Annotated in this window: 16 protein-coding genes; 11 read left to right on the forward strand and 5 right to left on the reverse strand. The window is 57.3% G+C overall.

Annotated elements, in window-relative coordinates; translation table 11 throughout:
• Positions 1-18: 18 nt before the first annotated feature.
• Genes N7922_RS12740 through N7922_RS12750 form a run of 3 tightly spaced genes read right to left on the reverse strand, consistent with a single transcriptional unit; the run spans position 19 to position 3,945 of the window.
• Complete coding sequence (locus tag N7922_RS12740) at positions 19-1,653, reverse strand: MFS transporter (RefSeq protein ID WP_263096601.1); 1,635 nt, start codon at positions 1,651-1,653, stop codon at positions 19-21.
• A complete protein-coding gene (locus N7922_RS12745; RefSeq protein ID WP_263100898.1) occupies positions 1,650-2,066 on the reverse strand; it encodes a DoxX family protein in 417 nt (138 codons plus the stop codon). The genes N7922_RS12740 and N7922_RS12745 overlap by 4 nt, the downstream gene beginning before the upstream one ends.
• Positions 2,067-2,070: 4 nt before the next feature.
• Complete coding sequence (locus N7922_RS12750) at positions 2,071-3,945, reverse strand: amidohydrolase (protein WP_263100899.1); 1,875 nt, start codon at positions 3,943-3,945, stop codon at positions 2,071-2,073.
• Between the two features lie 235 nt (positions 3,946-4,180).
• Here N7922_RS12750 and N7922_RS12755 point away from each other — a divergent pair, with 235 nt between their 5' ends.
• From N7922_RS12755 to N7922_RS12775, 5 genes are all read left to right on the forward strand, one after another.
• Positions 4,181-4,867 carry a hydrolase gene (locus N7922_RS12755; protein WP_263096603.1) on the forward strand — a complete coding sequence of 229 codons (687 nt, stop codon included), beginning with the start codon at positions 4,181-4,183 and terminating at the stop codon, positions 4,865-4,867.
• A gap of 67 nt (positions 4,868-4,934) precedes the next feature.
• Complete coding sequence (locus N7922_RS12760; RefSeq protein ID WP_263096604.1) at positions 4,935-5,105, forward strand: XapX domain-containing protein; 171 nt, start codon at positions 4,935-4,937, stop codon at positions 5,103-5,105.
• A gap of 4 nt (positions 5,106-5,109) precedes the next feature.
• A complete protein-coding gene (locus N7922_RS12765) occupies positions 5,110-5,367 on the forward strand; it encodes a DUF1427 family protein (RefSeq protein WP_061495830.1) in 258 nt (85 codons plus the stop codon).
• A 26-nt stretch (positions 5,368-5,393) separates the two neighbouring features.
• Positions 5,394-5,780: a response regulator transcription factor gene (locus N7922_RS12770; protein ID WP_263096606.1), complete on the forward strand. Its 387-nt coding sequence runs from the start codon at positions 5,394-5,396 to the stop codon at positions 5,778-5,780.
• Positions 5,777-11,329, forward strand: coding sequence for an AAA family ATPase (locus N7922_RS12775; RefSeq protein ID WP_263096607.1), 5,553 nt, complete (start codon positions 5,777-5,779; stop codon positions 11,327-11,329). Before N7922_RS12770 ends, N7922_RS12775 begins: the two co-directional genes overlap by 4 nt.
• Here the strand turns inward: N7922_RS12775 and N7922_RS12780 are convergent.
• Positions 11,326-11,955 (reverse strand): response regulator transcription factor, encoded by a 630-nt coding sequence (locus N7922_RS12780; RefSeq protein WP_263096609.1) that lies wholly within the window; start codon positions 11,953-11,955, stop codon positions 11,326-11,328. The two genes, N7922_RS12775 and N7922_RS12780, sit on opposite strands and share 4 nt — an antisense overlap.
• Positions 11,956-12,351: 396 nt before the next feature.
• Here N7922_RS12780 and N7922_RS12785 point away from each other — a divergent pair, with 396 nt between their 5' ends.
• The 5 genes from N7922_RS12785 to N7922_RS12805 all read left to right on the forward strand — a co-directional run bounded on the left by N7922_RS12785 (position 12,352) and on the right by N7922_RS12805 (position 17,354).
• Positions 12,352-12,894 carry an NUDIX domain-containing protein gene (locus tag N7922_RS12785; protein WP_263096610.1) on the forward strand — a complete coding sequence of 181 codons (543 nt, stop codon included), beginning with the start codon at positions 12,352-12,354 and terminating at the stop codon, positions 12,892-12,894.
• Positions 12,895-13,181: 287 nt separating this feature from the next.
• A complete protein-coding gene (locus N7922_RS12790; protein ID WP_263096611.1) occupies positions 13,182-13,892 on the forward strand; it encodes a glycosyltransferase family 2 protein in 711 nt (236 codons plus the stop codon).
• Entirely contained in the window at positions 13,889-14,536 is a 648-nt protein-coding gene (locus N7922_RS12795; protein ID WP_263096612.1) for an AAA family ATPase, read from the forward strand. Before N7922_RS12790 ends, N7922_RS12795 begins: the two co-directional genes overlap by 4 nt.
• A 5-nt stretch (positions 14,537-14,541) precedes the next feature.
• On the forward strand, positions 14,542-15,780 hold the full coding sequence (locus tag N7922_RS12800; protein WP_263096613.1) for a hypothetical protein: 1,239 nt from the start codon (positions 14,542-14,544) through the stop codon (positions 15,778-15,780).
• A 77-nt stretch (positions 15,781-15,857) separates the two neighbouring features.
• Entirely contained in the window at positions 15,858-17,354 is a 1,497-nt protein-coding gene (locus tag N7922_RS12805) for an aminoglycoside phosphotransferase family protein (protein ID WP_263096614.1), read from the forward strand.
• Here N7922_RS12805 and N7922_RS12810 read toward each other — a convergent pair.
• Positions 17,271-18,680, reverse strand: coding sequence for an MFS transporter (locus N7922_RS12810; RefSeq protein ID WP_263096616.1), 1,410 nt, complete (start codon positions 18,678-18,680; stop codon positions 17,271-17,273). The genes N7922_RS12805 and N7922_RS12810 overlap by 84 nt on opposite strands.
• A 130-nt stretch (positions 18,681-18,810) precedes the next feature.
• Between N7922_RS12810 and N7922_RS12815 the strand changes: the two genes are divergently transcribed.
• Complete coding sequence (locus tag N7922_RS12815) at positions 18,811-19,722, forward strand: LysR family transcriptional regulator (protein ID WP_263100900.1); 912 nt, start codon at positions 18,811-18,813, stop codon at positions 19,720-19,722.
• The last annotated feature ends 1 nt before the right edge of the window (position 19,723 follow it).

Below are 19,723 nucleotides of genomic sequence, written 5' to 3' on the forward strand. Positions count from 1 at the left end.
TGGGTGATTGCCATAAACTTACCGCTCACCGGGCGCTATCAGATAACGCATGACCGGCGAGACGCCGCCCCGGTGGAACGCCAGCACACGCTCCTGAATCAAACGGTCATTGACCGTATGACGTTCATGCTGGCGCAAATGCTCAATCCACGATCCCATCAGCCAGGTTTCCACAAACACCCCCGGCTGACGGATATCCTCATACACCGCCCAGCCCATCGCGCCAGTGCGTCGCCGCACGCGCCGCATCTCCTGGACGGCCTGCATAAAGTGCTGTGCCTCCTGTGGTTCAATCTGGTATTCACAACTCACCAGCACCGGCCCGCGTTCATGGGCCACGGTCATCTCAACGATGCCGTCCGGCGGCCCGATAAGATCGAGGTTCAGCGCTGCATCTTTTTCCAGCCGCCAGCGTAAAACTGTAGCAGTCCCCAGCAACATTCCCACTGTCGCTGCACACAGCGCCCATGAAATGCCATACGCCGAGGCGAGTTTTCCCCAGAGGGCGCTGCCCAGCGTCATCGAACCGAAAAACACCGTCAGATAGACCGCCAGCGCCCGCGCTTTCACCCAGCGCGCCGCACTTCGCTGTGCGCCAACATTCAGCGTCGACAGCACGGCTATCCATGCAAACCCGGTGAAAAACTCAAACAGATTCAGCAGCCAGAAATGACGGACAAACGCCAGTGCCAGCATGGTCAGGGCAAACAGCAAACTGGCTGCCACCATCATCTGGTCGGCATTCAGTCGCTTACGCAGCGTCGGCAGTACCACCGCACCGCAAATCGCCCCCAGACCAATGCAGGCAAGCATAATGCCGTAGCCGCCAGGCCCGAGCCCCAGCTCGCGGCGCGCCACCAGCGGCAGCATTGCCCACCCGGCGCTGCCAAACAGGAAAAAAGCCACGGTGCGCGCCAGTACATTGCGCAGCACTGGCGCGGCATGCACATAGCGCAGCCCGCCGCGGATAGCGGTAAAGAAGTGTTCAGGCGGCAGGCGTTGCAGTGTCGTTTGCGGTTTCCAGCGGTGCAGCACATAGCCGACGCCCAGTACGGACAGGGCGTTGAGCATAAACACCATCCACGGCCCGGCAAACGAGAGGATCAAACCGCCTAACGCGGGGCCGATGGCACGACTGATATTGATCCCCAGCGAATTGAGGGCAATCGCCGGGCTGAGCGCCTGTTTTTCCACCAGATCCGGCACAATGGCCTGAAAAGCAGGGGAGCTCAGCGCCGCACCGGTACTGAGTAAAAACGTGGCGGCCAGCAGCACTTCCGGCGTGACATTGCCGGTAAACGACAGCAGCGCCAGCCCTGCGGCGGCGCAGAACGTCCACACCTGCGAAAAAAGCAGGATCTTGCGACGCTCGACAATGTCCGCGAGCACCCCGGCAGGCAGGACAAACAGGAACATCGGCAGACTGCTGGCAGCCTGTACCAGCGCCACCGCCAGCGGATCCGCGCTCAGGGAGAGCATCGTCCAGTTCACGCCAATATCGCTCATCCATGAGCCAATATTGGACACCACCGTCGCAATCCATAGCATGCGAAACACGCGCTGACGCAGCGGTTGCCAGGCCGATCCAGAGGGTTCCCCCGCAGAAGTTGGTGACACTGTCACTGCTGCATGCAGTTCGTTTTGTTGCGTCATGCAAGGGCTCCTCTGGCAGGCAGGCTGACGCGCCAGCGGCCCGGACCGGTCAGCAACAGAGTGGTAAAGATTATCAGCAACAACCAGCCGAATTGCCCCTCCGCCAGCGACCAGTCCGCATGCACCACCAGCATCGCCACCAGTAACACAATGATGATCGGCACACATGCCAGCCGCGTCCAGAGACCGGCAATGATGAACAGCGGGCAGACCACCTCGGCAAAAATGGCCGGTAACAGACTCATCCACGGGCCAAAACCGAACGGATCTTCGATGTGCGCCAGTTGGTCGCTGAAATGGACGATTTTCGGCAGACCGTGCACATACAACAGCAGCAGGCTGCCCGTCAGGCGCAGGAATAACAGCCCCGTATCAATACGGGGCGCAGAGAGCGGAAACGTTGATGTTTTCATGATGTCAGAACGCAAAGCAGCTACAGCCAAGAGCACCCCAGAACGCGTTCTCATCCGCTACCGGCACGGCGGAGCCGCGGGCGATATCGTGCTGATGAACGTGAACCCCACACGGCCCGGAACAGTGATGCACGCCCGCTGCCTGACCCACTCGCGCCGCCTGTGGCGGAGCGCTGCGGTAATGCCCGGGCACGTTCACCACCGGAGACCACTCCGGCAGTACCGGGATCGCCGGCGGTGCTAACGGTCCGAAACGGCCTGCGGCATACACAATCTCGCCGCCCACCACCGTCAGTACCGACTCAATGCCTTTGATCTCTTCTTCCGGCACGCGAAAATAGTCTTTACTCAGCACCACGAGGTCTGCCAGTTGACCGGCTTTGATCTGGCCTTTTTTCCCCTGTTCGCTGGAGAACCAGGCGCTGCCTTGCGTCCACAGCAACAGGGCGGTATCGCGATCGAGTCGCGCACTGCTTTCGTACATTTGCATACCGCCGACGGTACGCCCGGAGACCAGCCAGTAAAGCGCCGTCCACGGGTTATAGCTGGCCACGCGGGTGGCATCGGTGCCCAGACCCACCGGCAAACCCGCTGCCAGCATGCGCGCTACCGGCGGGGTGTGTTTCGTGGCTTGCTGACCGTAGCGCTCAGCGAAATACTCGCCCTGAAACGCCATCCGGTGTTGTACGGCAATGCCACCGCCCAGCGCTTTGACACGATCAATATTGGCTTCGGTAATGGTTTCCGCGTGGTCGAAGAACCAGTGCAGACCATCAAAGGGGATTTCGCGGTTCACTTTTTCGAACACATCCAGCATCCGGCTGATGGATTCGTTATAGGTGGCATGCAGGCGGAACGGCCAACGGTGTTCGACCAGATGGCGTACCACGCGTTCCAGTTCCTCTTCCATACCTGGCGCCAGATCCGGGCGCGGTTCAAGAAAGTCTTCAAAATCCGCCGCGGAGAACACCAGCATTTCACCCGCGCCATTATGGCGGAAGAAATCACTGCCCTGACCGGGTGTCAGCATGTCGGTCCATTTTTCAAAGTCTTCCAGCTCATGCCCCGGACGCTGGGTAAACAGGTTATAGGCAATACGCACCGTCATCTGTTTTTTGGCGTGCAGTTCAGCAATCACCTCATAATCGTCCGGGTAGTTCTGGAAACCGCCGCCTGCATCAATGGCGCTGGTCAGGCCGAGGCGGTTCAGTTCGCGCATAAACTGACGCGTGGAGTTGACCTGCTGCTCCAGCGGCAGTTTCGGGCCTTTCGCCAGCGTGGCGTAGAGGATCATCGCGTTCGGGCGGGCGATCAACATGCCGGTGGGGTTGCCATTGCTGTCACGCTGGATCTCGCCGCCGGGCGGGTTAGGGGTATCGCGTGTATAACCGACCACCTTCAGCGCAGCGCGGTTAAGCAGGGCACGATCGTAAAGATGAAGGATAAAAACCGGGGTATCCGGTGCAGCCTCGTTGATCTCATCCAGCGTCGGCATGCGCCGCTCGGCAAACTGGAACTCTGTCCAGCCGCCCACCACGCGCACCCACTGCGGCGACGGCGTACGCAGCGCCTGTTCTTTCAGCATACGCAGCGCATCCGCCAGTGAAGGCACGCCTTCCCAGCGCAATTCCAGGTTGTAGTTCAACCCGCCGCGAATCAGGTGCAGGTGCGAGTCATTAAGACCCGGAATCACAGTCTGGCCCTGCAAATCGACCATCTTCGTGCGCTCGCCCTGCCAGGCCATTACCTCTGCGGCGCTGCCGACTTTGACAAATTTTCCGTCACGGATGGCAACAGCGTCGGCAAACGGGTTTTCGCGATCGACCGTGTGAAACTGGCCATTAAGCAATATCAGTTCTGCGTGTGTGAGCGAATCCATCATTCCTCCAGTCTGGGGCGGCGCATAGCGGCCGGTAAGCATCGGGAGGAATTATGGCGACGGGAATAAAGCGCAGGATAGTTGTACCAAAGTATAGGTATACGAAAGGATAGTTATACCATCAGATAATGGTTTTGCCGGGGCGGGATACCTACCATGCAGCCAACGATAGCGATGACCCGTCGTTTGCTGTCTGAACGTAGCGATCTTCACTTTAACCTCTATGGGTACTGATATGACAACCTCGAAGCTTGAAGTCCTGACCCCGGCTAACTGTCAGTTAATCTTTATCGATCACCAGCCACAGATGGCGTTCGGCGTGCAGTCCATTGACCGCCAGGTGCTGAAAAACAATACCGTCGCGCTGGCAAAAGCCGCGAAGGTCTTCAATATCCCGACGATCATTACCACTGTGGAAACCGAAAGCTTCTCCGGCAACACCTATCCTGAACTGCTGGATGTGTTCCCGGAGCAGGATATTCTGGAACGCACCTCCATGAACTCCTGGGACGACCAGAAAGTGCGCGATGCGCTGGCCGCTAACGGCAAACGCAAAGTGGTGGTCTCCGGTCTGTGGACAGAAGTGTGCAACAACACCTTCTCGCTGTGCGCCATGCTGGAAGGCGACTACGAAATTTACATGGTGGCGGACGCCTCTGGCGGCACGTCAAAAGAAGCGCACGACTACGCGATGCAGCGCATGATCCAGGCGGGCGTCATCCCTGTGACCTGGCAGCAGGTCATGCTGGAGTGGCAGCGCGACTGGGCGCACCGCAAAACTTACGACGCGGTCATGGCGATTGTGAAAGAGCACTCGGGCGCGTATGGCATGGGCGTGGATTACGCCTACACCATGGTGCACAAAGCGCCGTCCAGAGCCAAAGCCGGTCACCGCACGCTGGCTCCGGTTCCGGCGCGTTAAGCGCCTCGCTGGCCGGTACCCGCCGGTCAGCGCTCTTCCTTCGTTCTATTCCCGGCAGGAGAAAGTCATGAATATCGGCCTGATATCGTTCGCCGCAGGCGTGCTGATGGGTGTGATCTACGCACTGCTGAAAGTGCGCTCTCCCGCGCCGCCTGCCATTGCACTGGTCGGTTTGCTCGGCATGCTGCTGGGTGAGCAACTGATTGCCACGCTGATAACACACTCAAGCGCAGGGTAAGTCTATGAAATCCTGGATTGTCTCACTCCTTGTCGGTGTTCTGGCTGGGGGGATTTATGCTTTACTGAAGGTTCACTCGCCCGCACCGCCGGTGGTGGCGCTGTTCGGTTTGTTTGGCATGCTGGTGGGGGAGCAACTGGTTCCGGCCATTCGCAGGCTGATCGCCCGCGAACCCTTAACTCTGGCGTGGTTTCGCCATGAGTGCGTGCCCAAAATCAGCGGCGCGCCGCAGCCTGAACGTTCAGACTCGCCGCCGCATTAGCGATGCCCGATGCCCGAGGATAACGAATGACGCTTACACAGCGTGTTGCCATTGTTGATGATGAACCCTCCGTACGCAGCGGTTTGAGCAATTTGCTGCAATCCGATGGCTACGCCACGCTGACATTCGCTTCTGCTGAGGCATTTCTCAACGACATTCCGGCGCGTAACGACACCGCGCTGGTGATTGTCGACATAAAACTGAAAGGCATGAGTGGGGCGGCGCTGTTCGAGGCATTGCAGCAAAGCCCGACGCCGCCGCCGGTGATTTTTATCTCCGGTCATGACGAGGAAACCTGGCCACGGTACGCGGGACACGCGGGTGCCGTGGCTTTTTTACGCAAACCCATCGATATCGATATCCTGCTGGAACATATTCAGCGCGTGCTGACGCCGGGCGAGGATAAACCATGAGCGGGAAAGATCGGCTGCACCGGCAACCCACGGCGGGCGAAACCGACGAGGGCCAGCCGTTTACGCTTCAGGATGACGCCATCTACACGCCGCTGGCGCAGGAGGGATGCATTGTCTGGATGAACGTGCGCCAGCCACAGGCCGATGAGACCTTTATTCTTGCCACTGCCGTCAGCGACGAGACGGAACCCCGCGCCAGCCAGCTCCTCAAAAATGAATTTGCCCTGCGCCCGTATCTCGACAGCCGCTGGGCGGTCAAACCCATCGCCAGCACGCAATACCATGGCCGTTATGCGCTGGTGTATCCCGCGTTCCCCTTTAAGCCGTTAAGCCGCATGGCGACCCAACCCCTGGTCTCGGTTGCCGACTGGCTGGCGCTGGCGGTACAGCTTTGCGCACCGCTGCGCCAGATGCACCAACACCACCTGATCCACGGCGATATTAAGCCTGGTAATCTTTTTCTCGGCGACGACGGCTGTCGGTTAGGCGGCTTCGGCCTGACGACAAGTACCGCCGGAGAACTGGCCCAGAGCTGGTTGCCGCTTTCCGGCGGGACGCTGGCCTATATGTCGCCGGAGCACACCACCCGCACGCACCACGCGGTGGACAGCCGCAGCGACCTCTACAGTCTCGGCATTGTCTTTTATGCGCTGCTCACCGGCGTATTGCCCTTTGATCTCAGCGAAGGCGGGCAGGCGGAGTGGACATTACACCATATCGCTTCCGAGCCCTCGCCACCGCATACGGTGCGCGAAGACGTGCCGGAGATGCTGTCGCGGATTGTGTTGAAATTGCTCGCCAAATCGCCGGAAAAACGCTACCAGAGCATCGACGGGTTAATTGCCGATCTGCGCCGTTGCCAGGCGACGCTCACCGCCGATCACGGCATCGCGCTGTTTACGCCTGCTTTACAGGATCGCTCCCCGGCGCTGCACTTTGCCGACACGCTGTACCGTGACCATCCGCAGGCGGGTGAACTGGTCGCCGCACTGGAAGAGGTGAATCAGCGCGGCGCACAAATGCTGGCGATCATTAGCGGCCCATCAGGCATGGGAAAATCCTCGCTGATGGCCTCGGCGTTGAAGGCCTTCCAGCGTCGTCCCACGCTGATTGCGCTCGGTAAGGCTGAGCAGTCGTCACACGTTGTACCACTGGGCGTACTGACGGCGGCGTTTCGCTCGCTGGCGCTGCATTTGCTGGGGTTACCGGCGGAAGAGGTGGCGCAATGGCAATCGCGGCTCTCCCGCGCGCTGCGTGGTTACGAAGCACTGGCAGCCAGCCTGGCGCCGGAGCTGGGTTTACTGATTGGCAACCCACCGGGATCGTTTGTCGACACCTTCTCACTGGATTCCCGCGCGCGCTTCAACCATATGGTGCTGTGCCTGGTGAACGTGTTCGCCACGCCAGGCCGCCCGCTGGTGCTGCTGATCGACAACCTGCACTGGCTTGATGATGCCAGCCTGCAATTACTGGAATACCTGTTGCAAAACAGCAGCGGGTTACCGCTGTTGCTGGTGGTCTCACACCGGGATCTACCGTCGTTACAGGACAAGACGTTTGAGGCCGCGTTAACCCGACTGCGCCATGCCGCCCGGCAAACGGTGGAAAGCGTGCCGCAGCCGCTCTCCGGCAAAGCGGTCTCCCGATGGCTGGCGACCCTCTTTCAGACACGCCCGGCGGCAACGGTGGATCTGGCGAAGATTATCCACGAAAAAACAGGCGGTAACCCGCTGTTTGTCCATGAGTTTTTTAAGCGCATTGCCGAAGATGGGTTGGTCAGCCATAACCCTTATCAGGGCAAATGGCAGTACGATCTCGAGGCTATCCGTGCCCGGCATTACAGTGAAAACGTGATAGGCCTGGTGCTACAGCAACTGGCGCATATGCCGGAAGAAACCCGCATATTGCTGGGCAGCATGGCCTGTCTGGGCACAACCGGGGGGCTATCGCTGATTGGCCAGATACTGGGGATGTCACCAACCGATGTGCGCTACCGGCTGCACCCGGCTGTGTTGGTACAGTTGATTACCCTCGGTGCGGAAGAGTATGCGTTTCCTCATGAGCGCATTCAGGAGGCTGCCGCCGCGCTGCTGGATCCGGCAGCACGCCGTCAGTTGCACCTGACCGCCGCCACGCTGCTGGCGGAGACATCACGGCAGGCCGCCGGGAATGACGTGTTATTCCGCGCCATTCACCATGTCACGGCGGCCATTGACTGCGTTCAGCCACCGCCGCAACAGCGGATGTTCAGTGAGCTGAGCGAACTCGCGGCTCGCCGGGCAAAGCGTACCGGTGATTACCGCTCCGCGTTGGGGTATTTACACACCGCGCGCATTCTCAGCCCCGACCGCACCGCGCTGTTTGCCCTCGATCTGCAACAGGCGGAGTGCGAATTTCTGCTGGGGCATCTCGCCACCGCCCGCAGTCTGTGTGAAAAGCTACTGGCAGCGCCGGGCGGGCTGACAGAAAAAGCGCTGGCGGCAAACCTGCTGGCGGAAGTGCATATCCGCCAGTCCAGCTATCCGCTGGCGCTGGAGACCACGCTGTGCTGGCTGTCGGTATTCGGTATTCACCTGAACCGCTGGCCCGATGCGGAAGAGTGCGATGATGCCTGGCAGAGCATGCACGCGCGGGTGGGGGAACATCCCGCCAGCCTGTTTATGGCGCTGCCGCGCATGAACCACCGTGAAACCGATGCGTTAATGAACCTGCTGGCGAGCGCCAGTCTGTACGCCAGTTTTATCTGCCCGCGTCTGCATTTTTTGCTGCTCTGCCAGATGCTGCAATTGACACTGGAACGCGGTCTGACAGGGGCATCCACTTCCGCGCTGGCGTGGTTTGGCGTGCTGATTGGCGAACGTTATGGCGAATATCATCTGGGGCTGAAATACGGCACGCTGGCGCACGATCTGGTCACACGACACGCTTTACACGAATACGCCGCCAAGACATTGATGCCACTGGGCCGGATCAGCGTCTGGACGCAGCCCTTATCGCGCAGCGTGGAGTATGCAAAAGCCTGTTTCAGCGCAGCCGTGGCCCATGGCGATCTCACCATTGCCTGTTTTGCCACCTTCCGCCAGGTGAGCAATAGCCTGAGTCGCGGCGATCACCTCGACAGCGTCCTGAGCACCATTGAACGCGGGCTGGCGTTTGTGCGGGAAACCCGTTATCAGGATATGGATACGGTTCTGGAGTTACAACGTCACTTTGTCGAGTTTCTGCGGCAACCGGAAGGCGTGTTCAGCGGTAAAGCGGTGCTCCCGGCGTCACTACTGCCGAATACGCCACCTGCGACCATGCAGTTCTGGTTCTGGCTCTACCGCGGGATGGCGCACTTCTTTGCCGGCGAGTACGCTCAGGCCGGGCAGGCGCTGCCCGAAGCGGAGAAACATGCCTGGTCCGCACCGGGACATATCAATCTGCTGGATCTCCACCTTTACAGCGCATTGTCGCTGTCGATGCAACTGACGCCGGATACCTTTTCCGCCGAACACCGTCTGCGCCTGAACACGCACTACAACAAAATAGCCCACTGGGCACGGGTGAACCCCGGCACGTTCAGCGATAAAGAAGCGCTGGTGTATGCCGAGATCGTGCGTCTCGATGGCATGAACAGCATCGCACTGGCGCAGTACGAAAAAGCCATCAGGCTCTCTCGCGAAGCGGGATTTAACCCCAGCAATGCGCTCTCCCATGAACTGGCCGGGCGTTTTGCGCTGGCCTGCGGCTACCACACCACGGCTGATGCGCACTTTCGTGGGGCGATAGCCGCCTGGGCCCGAACCGGGGCACGGGCGAAAGTTCGCCAGCTTGAACAGGAGCACCCGCATCTGGTGGCACCGGCGGAAAGTACGCCTTACGACACCATTGCCTTTGCGCAAAATGAAGAGATTCGCGATCTGCAAAGCATCATTAAAGCCTCCCGCGCGCTGTCGGAAGAGATTAACCTGGAACGGTTGATGCACATTCTGCTGACCATGCTGCTGGAACGGGCGGGCGCGCAGCGGGGGTTACTGATCCGCGTGCTCAACGACAATATCCCGGAAATCGAAGCCAGCGCGCATACCAGCAACGACGGCGTGCGCGTGCGGGTGATGAAAGAGATGCCGATGGCGACCGATATGCCGTTGTCGGTGCTGGCGGCAGTGATCCGCACCGGGCAGGAGATCCGTACCGGCAGGCCGGAAGAGTACAGCCCGTTCAGTCAGGATCCCTATCTGCTCACTTCCGGCGCGGCGGTGATGTGCGTGCCGATGTTCAAGCAGGCGCGGCTGGTGGGGGTGTTATATCTGGAAAATCGCCTGATGCCGGAGGTGTTTACCGCGGAACACTCCCGCGTGGTAAACCTGCTGGGCGCGCATGCCGCCGTTTCGCTGGAAACCGCGCGTTTGTATGCCAAACTGCTGGAAGAGAACGTTCAGCGCCGTCGGGTAGAGAAAGAGTTGCGCGCCAGCCAGACGTCGCTGATGCTCGGCGAGCAAATCAGCCATACCGGGACGTGGCGCTGGGAGCTGGAGCAGGATCTGATGCACATGTCCGAAGAGTATGCACGCATCCTCGGTCTGCCGGAGAAGCAGAAACTGATTTCGATGGCGGAGTTTCTCACTTTTGTGCACCCGGACGATCACCCGCATATCAGCGAGCTGGTCACCCGCAGCGTTGCGGATGGCCTGACGATGCAGGCTGAGTTCCGTATTATCCGCGCCGACGGCGAGTGTCGGTACATTCTGGGTATCGGCGATCCGGTGGGTGCGGGTAACGCGGTGTATGAGTATTTCGGCACCATCACCGACATTACCGCGCAGCGGCAAAACGAGGACGCCGTGCGCGTTGCACAGGCAGAACTGGCGCGGGTTTCACGGGCCACCACGGTCGGGCAACTGACGTCCTCCATCGCCCATGAAATCAACCAGCCGCTGATGTCGATTGTCGCCAATGCGGGTGCCAGTCTGCGTTGGCTGAATCGCGACCCGATACCGGTAGAGAATGTGCGTACCGGGCTGGCGGAGATCATCAGTGAAGGTCAGCGCGCAGGTGAAGTGATCCGCAGCCTGCAATCCCTGACGCGGCGGCAGACGCCTGTTTTGGAACGCGTCGATTTGCACGTGTTGCTCCGCCATATTATGACCCTGTCGCGCAGCGAACTGGAGCGCCGACGTATTACCGTTGAATACGTTCTACAGGCGGGTAACAGTCTCGTTTATGGCGACAGTGTGCAGATCCAGCAGGTGTTGCTGAACCTGGTGATGAACGCCATTGAAGCGATGAGCGATGTGGATTCGCGCCCACGGATCCTGACGCTGCACACGCAAAACCCGCAACCGGAAACCGTCAGTTGCCAGATTGCCGACACCGGGAGCGGAATGGATGCGGATGTGCAGGCGCGGCTGTTTGAATCGTTCTACACCACCAAACCGCAGGGAATGGGGATGGGGTTAACCATCAGCCATGCGATCATTGAACGTCATCAGGGCAAACTTCACGCGCAGGCAAGGCAACCGTTCGGCAGCCTGTTTACCTTCGAATTACCCGTGGCGGGGGATTAGCGGCTACGGGATTTGGCAATGTGCAGGGTGCCCGCAGCGTGAACCAGATCGGCGAGAGAGCGGGCCTGCATTTTCTCCATTACCCGGCGGCGATGCACTTTGACGGTGATTTCGCTGACCCCAAGCTCGGCGGCGATCTGCTTATTCAGCAGGCCGCTAATGGCCAGCTCAAACACTTCCTGTTCACGCGGCGTCAGGGAGAGGTGGCGCTGCCTGAGGGCGAAGTGCTCCTGCTGTTGTGCAAATTCTTTCTCTGCCACGTTCAGCGCCTCGGCAACCGCAGACAACAGCCGTTCCGGCTCCACCGGTTTGGTCAAAAACTCCCGCGCACCGGCTTTCATCGCCCGTACCGTCAGCGGAATGGTGCCGTACCCGGTGAGAAAGATAATGGGCAGATCGCGCCCGCGATCTTTCAGTACCCCCGCCACGTCAAAACCGTCGGCAACCGGCATATTCAGATCGAGGATCAGGCACGAAGGCACAGAAGGGGCGGAAACCAGAGGATCGGCGAAAAAGGACTCGGCGGAAGGAAAATCGACAGCGGGGTAACCCTCCGACGCCAGCAACCGGACGAGAGATTGCCTGACGGCATGATCATCATCGACAACATAAACGATAGATTCCATTATCAGCCTCTGTATGGGTTGGAATGCGGATAAAGCACCCCGTCAAAGATGAGGGGGAATACTGATAACACAAAAACTAACCCGATGAAATATCTGCGCTTTCCCACAATAACCGTGCGCTTTTGTCCTCAGTTTGTGCATCCTGAGCGCCTGGCGATACGGATGCGCCATTCACGTCCGGCTTTCGAATGAAATGTACCTTAAAAGGGTGAATGTTGCATGAACTTTAATCAATCATTTCTTATTTGTTATTTTGCTAACCCCTTTCAGACCGACAGAGTTGATCGTTTTGAGTGAAAAAAATCAGAACAATTGCAGGTTGGGAGCGGACCGGTTGATGATAAAAGAGGGATAACAGAGTGAGATGTCAATAATGGCGACGCCAGGAGAATAACGATGACCGGTATCAAAACGCTGACCACCACGGAAATTTATCGCAATAAATGGATGCGTCTGCGTGAAGACCGGATCCTGCGGGCTGATGGCAACGAAGGGATCTACTCGGTGGTTGAGAAAGCCGATTTTGTGGTGATTATCGCCAGAGAGGGCGACTCGCTTTATGTTGTGGAGCAGTTCCGCTATCCGCTAAAGCAGCAAACGATCGAGCTGCCGCAAGGTGCCTGGGAGTGCAATCCTGATGCCGATCCCGGCGAGGTTGCCGCCGGTGAGTTACGGGAAGAAACCGGGCTGGTGGCCGGGACAATGCGCCATGTTGGTTACCAGAAACTGGCGCAGGGATACTCAAGCCAGGGCTACCATATTTTCCTCGCAGAAAATCTGCACTATGACCAGCAGTCGCTGGATCCGGAAGAGGTTGGACTGACCGCCCGCAAAATGCCCATCCGCGAGTTTGAAGCGTTGATCCGCGACGGCGTTATCAGCGATGCCACGTCGGTGGCGGCGTATCTGCTGGCTAAACTTAAAGGGATGATGGATTGAACGCCCGAAACCCGCGCGTAGTCTGTTAAACGGGCTCGTTTACGCAGCCTGCAACAAAAAATATTGCAGGCTGCGTACAGTCCGCTAATACTTTTATTTGATCCTCTGAATCACGATACGCCGGAAAGAGGCATATAGGCCATTCCCTGGCAGGCTATTTCTTTACGCTTTTTTATTGTTATTTATCTTTTTCGTGCCCGCTGTCTGCGGCCAAAACCATGGTGGCCTGACCTTATATAATATATTTCGGCGGGCTTCAGTTCCGGTAAATAATCGTGGGAGCGAATATGCATATTGACGTGGTGGTGCCAATTTTTAATCAAATGGAAAAAACGATACTCTTCATTAACTCATTAACCGGGCAAATAGCTAACCGCCTTATTATCATTGATAACGGCAGTGATGAAACTATGCGGCGATACCTGAGAAATCTGGACGCCACGCTTATCACTAACGAGAGCAATCTTGGCTACACCACCGGTATGAATCAAGGGTTATCACGGGTGGAGAACGAATTTGTGCTCTTTGCCAATAATGATGTCATCCTGCCCGCGAACGTATTGCAACGCATGCTTGCCCATTTAAATACCTATGACATCGTTGCCCCATTGACTAACCGAGCATTTGCCTCAACCGATTGCACCAATCCGCTGCTGGTTGATTTTGATTCTCTTACCAGCGATATCGAACAGTTTTCCGCAGAACTCTATGAGAAAAATAAACACCGCTCACAACCCATCGCCAGCGCATACGGCCACTGTTTATTAATGAAACGCGATGTCCTCGACAGGGTCGGATTGCTGGATGAGTCTTTTGATTCGGGTTATTACACGGATGACGATTTTTGCCGCCGGGCGATTCAATTACAGATGAAAATAGGGCTGGCGCTGGATTGCTTTGTTTTCCATTTTTGCCACACAACGCTTCGCGCAATGGGTATTGATCCTCATGCAGAAATTGAAAAAGCACGACGTGTTTTTGAGGACAAATGCCAATGATCTTTATTGAAGGGCTGCCCTGTGCGGGGAAGAGTTTGTTGATTAACGCACTGGCGGCGCAGGGCGAGGCAATCTGCTTCGAGCTGGGGAAAGTGCTCAAAAGGGAGGACTTCCCCGGTAATGGACGTACGCTTGAAGAGGTCGAATACATCAATAACTGGTTTATCGAACACGAAAGTCAGCGTATGCAGGACAAGGCTTTTCGCTTCTTTGACCGCTCGTATTTAACCCATCTCTGCTATGCCTGGGCCTATAGCCGTCTGACCTCGCTCGATATGTTTGAAAGCACCGTGCGCAAATATCACGAAAAAATCGCAGACGGCAGTTTGCCTTTGCCTACACGGGTGATTTATGTCGATATCGTCAGTAGCGAATCGATCGCCCGGCAGAATAACAAGATAGTCAGCGGTATCTCTCGCGGTTTACCGGCATTCTGGCGCGATACACAGTTTTTAGACGATACGCGTTACGCCTATCAACAATTGTTTGCCTCTTTCACCCATATTCCGGTGCTTTCCATTACGGGTCAATTAACCACCGATGAAAAGGTAAAACAGGTGAATCACTGGCTGAATGACACGACGCAACAGGGGAGTGCGGGTATTGACTGTGACCTGTACATTAAATACGCCCAAAAGGGTTAAAGCACATGACAATAATATATGGCGCGCTTACTTTTCTGGTTTTTATATTTATCGTTGTCAATATCAAGCAATATCGAAATATACGAACCAGTATCGCGTTTATTACCCATGAAACCCGCAAGCCGCTACGGGGTAAAAGGCAAAAAAGATTCATTTTTCTGATTCCCGTGCTGGATGAACACACGATTATCCAGGAAACCATTGCATATTTTAGCCGTATTCTTGCCGCGCACCCCACAAGCCGGCTGGTGTTTATCACCACGCAGAGAGAGGGGGGCGCGACGGAGAATAAAACCTGGCAGCATATTCAGCCGCATCTGTCGGAGCAGATCGGGTTGATTCATTACCCGTTGCTGACCGGCAATAAAGCGCATCAGATCAATTATGCCGTGGCGCAGTTGCAAGCCGAAACAGGAGAGGGCGGATTACCTGTCTATTATGCTATTTTCGATGCCGATTCTCGCCCCGACATACGCGGGTGTGAGTATATTGCGCAAGACACGCATGATGAAAAGATCTACCAGATGCTGCCGGTCTATTCGACCAACTTTGCCAGGCTCTCTCTGCTGGGGAAAGCCTCGGCCATTTTCCAGACTCGCTGGATGATGAGCCATGAATTGCCGTCATTGTTAGAAAACCACCGGCGGCAACGCGCGGTGAATTTGTCATATTGCGTTGGTCACGGCTTGTTTATTGAAGCGCGCTACTTTGCCCAACACCCTCTACCCACCGAAACGGTCACCGAGGATCTGTTATTCGGCTACCAGGCGGTAATGAATCATGTCTACGCAAGGCCGACGCCTTACTTCGATTACTGCTCTACCGTTGCCCTTTTTCCCGTCAGCGTGCGGCAGGCTGCACGCTGGCATGCAGGGGATATCACTTCGCTGCTGAAGCTGATGCGCGAGAAAAACACCGATCCACGCTTGCGACTCTTGCAGGTCAGGCGCCTGTTCCAGATGTTGCAATGGCCTTTTGGCCCCCTGCTAACGGCGGCCGCGCTGTGCTGTCTGCTGGTGCTTAACTGCTGGCCTGCCGTCCTTCTTATGCTGGCGCTGATCGGCTGCTATGTCTGTGTATTGCATTGCCCGGTTATGAAGCTTTTTTTTCGCCGTGGCGGCAACCCGCTGAGTCTGTATAGCGCGTTATTATTAAAGAGCGCCGTTAACTGTACGGGGGCGCTGTACAGCTATTTTCTGCGCGTCACCCCGAACGGGAACTTATGGTTTAAGACGCCGCGCTGAAGCTGTTTTGTCGCAAAGAAGACAGGTAATCACGTATGCAGACAGTAGTGAATAGCCGGGTAAGAGAGGGGTTAACAGTGACACCCTTTGAATACCAACAACTGAAACGCCTCGGTTTGGCGCTGATTGATAAGGTCGCGCCATTCTGGCCGGTTATTTTTGTGGGCATCGGGCGTTCACCAACGCCGTTAATGGCGTTTCTTGAATGCTATTTAGGCCCCGGGTCGGTCATTATTTTGCCCCTGAGCGGCTTTCGCCATAATTATCCGGGCGAAGCGGTCCCGCTGTTAAGAACACCGTTATCCGCGGAGCAGTACACGGCATTTCAGCACCATCTTCAGCGCTTTATCCCGACCGAAAACAGGCCTGCAGAGAGCACCTGGCTGGTGGTCGATTTCGTTGACTCGGGGGCTTCGCTTGCCGCCGCTACACACTATCTGCGCCATTATCTCCGCCAGCAGTGCCATTCCGGGCCGGTTTTCGCCGCCGCGTTACCGGACGCCGTCGTACCGGATTGTTTCACCGCCACCATGCGGCAACTGGGCCTCGACTATCTGGAACTTCCCCTTCATGAAAGCGACAGCGCGTCCGAACCGCCGTTCAGGATGGGGCGCGGGGCTTATTATGATCCCATCGCGCCCGTGAAAAGCACCTTCAAAATCGCCGAAGGACATGTCACCGGGATGTTAAACGTAGACAGCGCTGCCTATGATGATTACCGGCAACAGCTGGCCGGGTTTATGTTCAACGATAGCGACATCGAAACCCCGCTGCATGGACGCATACAAACCGTGATTCAGCCGACAGCTTGTGTCACCAAGACCTGCCATCTGGCCACCGACGCTAACGCGCTGCATCGCCAGTTTTGTAGTTTTCCCCGACATGTGCGCAGCCAGTTACAGGGCAATACCCTCCGTTACCCGTTTGTTGCGGGTGAAACGCTGGAGAGCTGCCAGCTGGCAAAAGAGGCGCATGCGTCATCGTTAATGGTGCAGCTCGCCGATGTGCTGGGGCAGGTTCACTGGAACGGAGTTATCACGATTGAACATTACGAGGCGATATGCGCCGCAAGACGGCAAACGCCGCCAGGGAAGCGCAATGCAGCCACCTACGGCTATTTCACCCGTATTCACGGGGATCTCCATTTACGCAATCTGCTGGTGACGCCGGAGCATGAGCTGGTGTTTATCGATCGCATGCGCTATTGCGGCGATATGCTCTATGACTTCCCGTTTATGCTTTCTTTGCTCTGTTTTGAATGTCGCTATCGGGATGGCTATTTTCACCATCTGGCGGTGACGTTTTTCCGTCACTATGAGCGGTATATCGATGAGCCGCATAATTTTTATCGCGCCTTTCTGGTTAATTTTATCAACTATGCGCACATCGCTTATGAAACACATCACCATGCCACGCCGCCTTTCCACGAATGGAAGCATGCCAGGGCGTTAGCCAGCGCCGCGGCGGGCTATGACGATTTTAAAACGTTTTTACTCAGATTTAGCCTGAGCGAGACGGATGCGGCTCAGGCTGAAAAGGATAGCGAGTACGGTAGCCACTGCGGCAAGCCATAACCCCAGGCGGATGGCGGACGCATCCTGAGCTGGCGCGCCAGGGCGCGCGCAGACGGCAAAAATCACGCCGACAAAGGCCGCGCCAAGGCACTGGCCGAAGGTGCGCATGATCGCCAGGATACCGGAGGCGTAACCACTCTGTTCCCGTGGGGCATTGGCCATCATTTCGCGGTTATTCGGGCTTTGAAAACAGCCAAAACCGATACCGCAGACCAGCCCACGCCAGCTGATATCCCACATCTGCGCCCGATCGGGCAGCAGGGCCAGCAGCATCAGCCCGACGGCGAACAGGCATAAGCCGACAGTCGAGATGATCGCTGGCGCATAACGATCTGCCAGCCGTCCGGCATGTGGTGCGACGAGAATGATCCCCACCGGCCAGGCGGTGAACAGCAGTGCGGCGGTAAACGCACTGTAGCCATACACGTTCTGGAATAAAAAAGGCAGTACGATGAAGGTGATCCCCTGACTGATAAACGAAGCCAGGGAGGTCAGCGCCGCCAGGGAAAAACGCGGCTCCGCAAACAAGGTCAGCGGCAGAAGCGGTTGTGGCGCGCGCTGCTGGCGGCGGATAAACGCCAGCCCGGCAAACACGGCGATAGCGGCATACGCGACGGCGTCGAGTAGCGCATTCGGTCGCGAAAAGGCGTCTGCCGCCATGATCACCGCGCCCAGCATGGCTGCGGACAGTACCGCGCCCGTCACATCAAAGGGGCCAGCCGTAAAGTGCGATTTACCGGGCAGCACACGCAGCGTCAACATGATGGCGATCAATCCCAGCGGGATATTTATCGCGAAGAGCCATTGCCAGCCCACCGTCGCCAGCAACGCACCGCCGATCACCGGCGAGAGTGCCGTCACTGTTGCAATCAATAATGCATTGATGCCGAGAATGCGTCCCAGCAGGCGGGTGGGGAAGACAGAACGCAAGATAGCGGGCGCTATGCTCAGTGTCGCCGCGCCGCCCATTCCCTGCAAAATGCGCATGGCAACCAGCATCTCCAGCGACGTAGACGCCGCACACCCCAGCGAGGCCAGTGTAAACAGCCCCAGCCCGGCGGCAAACAGGGCGCGAAAACCTGTTCTTACCGCCAGCGCCGCAAAGATGGCCAGCGTCATGGCGGTGGAAAGCAAATACGCGTTAACCACCCACACCGCATTGCCCGCTGTCACATTAAGCAGTCGGGCTATCTGCGGCAGGGCAATATTCACCATCGCGCCATCAAACACCGCCATGGTGGTGCTCGTCATCACCGCGATCATCGCCAGCGCCCGTTGACGCCCCTGTAAGCCTTCATCGCCGGGTTTATCGGTAAATAATTCCATCTCGACCTCTCTGAATTTGTGCTTGCGATAACCTTAAATGCGCGCAAGATAAGGCGGAAGACGCAGCAGTTGCATTGATAACATGCAGCAAACGCCATATCTGATAATCATCAATGAGAAACAAACTGTGATGACCGAACCCGATCTCAATTTGCTGTTTGCGCTGGATGTTCTGCTCGCTGAGCGAAGCGTTGCATCCGCCGCGCGTCGCCTGGGGCTGAGCGCGTCGGCCATGAGCCGCACGTTAAGCCGTTTGCGGGAGACGACTGGCGATCCGTTACTGGTGCGGGCAGGGCGCAACATGGTGCTCACCCCTTACGCGGAAGGGATTCGTGAGCGGACACAAAATGCGGTCTTTGAAGCTCGATCGGTATTGCGCCCGGCGTTACCCGGCATGAATGTGGCGCATCTGGAACAGGTATTTACGCTGCGCGCCAACGACGGTTTTGTGGAAGCCTTCGGCCCGACGCTGATTGCAGAAGCGGCAGCCATCGCACCGGGCGTGCTGCTGCGCTTTCTGCCAAAAGCGGAAAAGAGCGCCAGACCGTTGCGCGAAGGGCTTGTCGATCTGGAAATCGGCGTACTGGGGGAGATGGGGCCGGAGATCCGCGTCCAGGCGTTATTTCGGGATCGGTTTGTGGGGGTTGTGCGAAAAACGCACCCGCTGGCACAGCTTAACGCCGTCACACCACAAGCGTATGTGGCCTGGGGTCATGTTGTCGCGTCCCGGCGCGGTTTGCTGAGCGGCCCGGTGGATGACGGGCTGGCGGAACACGGATTAACGCGCAACATTGCGGCTGTCGTACCGGGTTTTCCCGCTGCGCTGGCCGTCGCGCGCTCAAGCGATCTGGTGGCGTTGATCCCGGCCTCTTTTCTGATTAGCCCGGCGACAGAAGATATCTTTCATGTGTTCGAACTGCCGGTGAAAACTCACCGGATCACCGTATCGCAGCTGTGGCATCCGCGTTCAGAAGTGGATCCGGCGCAGCGCTGGTTGCGCCAGTTTGTGCGCGAGGTGTGCCAGCGGTTAATGCCGGAATAAG

Origin of the sequence: Kosakonia sp. ML.JS2a, assembly GCF_025642095.1 — a bacterium.
GTDB lineage: Bacteria > Pseudomonadota > Gammaproteobacteria > Enterobacterales > Enterobacteriaceae.

Excerpts from the sequence above, each read along its gene's own strand:
- N7922_RS12740 (WP_263096601.1), bottom strand. The coding sequence starts at position 1,653 with ATGACGCAACAAAACGAACTGCATGCAGCAGTGACAGTGTCACCAACT.
- N7922_RS12810 (WP_263096616.1), bottom strand. The coding sequence starts at position 18,680 with ATGGAATTATTTACCGATAAACCCGGCGATGAAGGCTTACAGGGGCGT.
- N7922_RS12795 (WP_263096612.1), top strand. The coding sequence starts at position 13,889 with ATGATCTTTATTGAAGGGCTGCCCTGTGCGGGGAAGAGTTTGTTGATT.
- N7922_RS12790 (WP_263096611.1), top strand. The coding sequence starts at position 13,182 with ATGCATATTGACGTGGTGGTGCCAATTTTTAATCAAATGGAAAAAACG.
- N7922_RS12755 (WP_263096603.1), top strand. The coding sequence starts at position 4,181 with ATGACAACCTCGAAGCTTGAAGTCCTGACCCCGGCTAACTGTCAGTTA.
- N7922_RS12815 (WP_263100900.1), top strand. The coding sequence starts at position 18,811 with ATGACCGAACCCGATCTCAATTTGCTGTTTGCGCTGGATGTTCTGCTC.
- N7922_RS12750 (WP_263100899.1), bottom strand. The coding sequence starts at position 3,945 with ATGGATTCGCTCACACACGCAGAACTGATATTGCTTAATGGCCAGTTT.
- N7922_RS12770 (WP_263096606.1), top strand. The coding sequence starts at position 5,394 with ATGACGCTTACACAGCGTGTTGCCATTGTTGATGATGAACCCTCCGTA.
- N7922_RS12765 (WP_061495830.1), top strand. The coding sequence starts at position 5,110 with ATGAAATCCTGGATTGTCTCACTCCTTGTCGGTGTTCTGGCTGGGGGG.
- N7922_RS12760 (WP_263096604.1), top strand. The coding sequence starts at position 4,935 with ATGAATATCGGCCTGATATCGTTCGCCGCAGGCGTGCTGATGGGTGTG.
- N7922_RS12775 (WP_263096607.1), top strand. The coding sequence starts at position 5,777 with ATGAGCGGGAAAGATCGGCTGCACCGGCAACCCACGGCGGGCGAAACC.
- N7922_RS12785 (WP_263096610.1), top strand. The coding sequence starts at position 12,352 with ATGACCGGTATCAAAACGCTGACCACCACGGAAATTTATCGCAATAAA.
- N7922_RS12745 (WP_263100898.1), bottom strand. The coding sequence starts at position 2,066 with ATGAAAACATCAACGTTTCCGCTCTCTGCGCCCCGTATTGATACGGGG.
- N7922_RS12780 (WP_263096609.1), bottom strand. The coding sequence starts at position 11,955 with ATGGAATCTATCGTTTATGTTGTCGATGATGATCATGCCGTCAGGCAA.
- N7922_RS12800 (WP_263096613.1), top strand. The coding sequence starts at position 14,542 with ATGACAATAATATATGGCGCGCTTACTTTTCTGGTTTTTATATTTATC.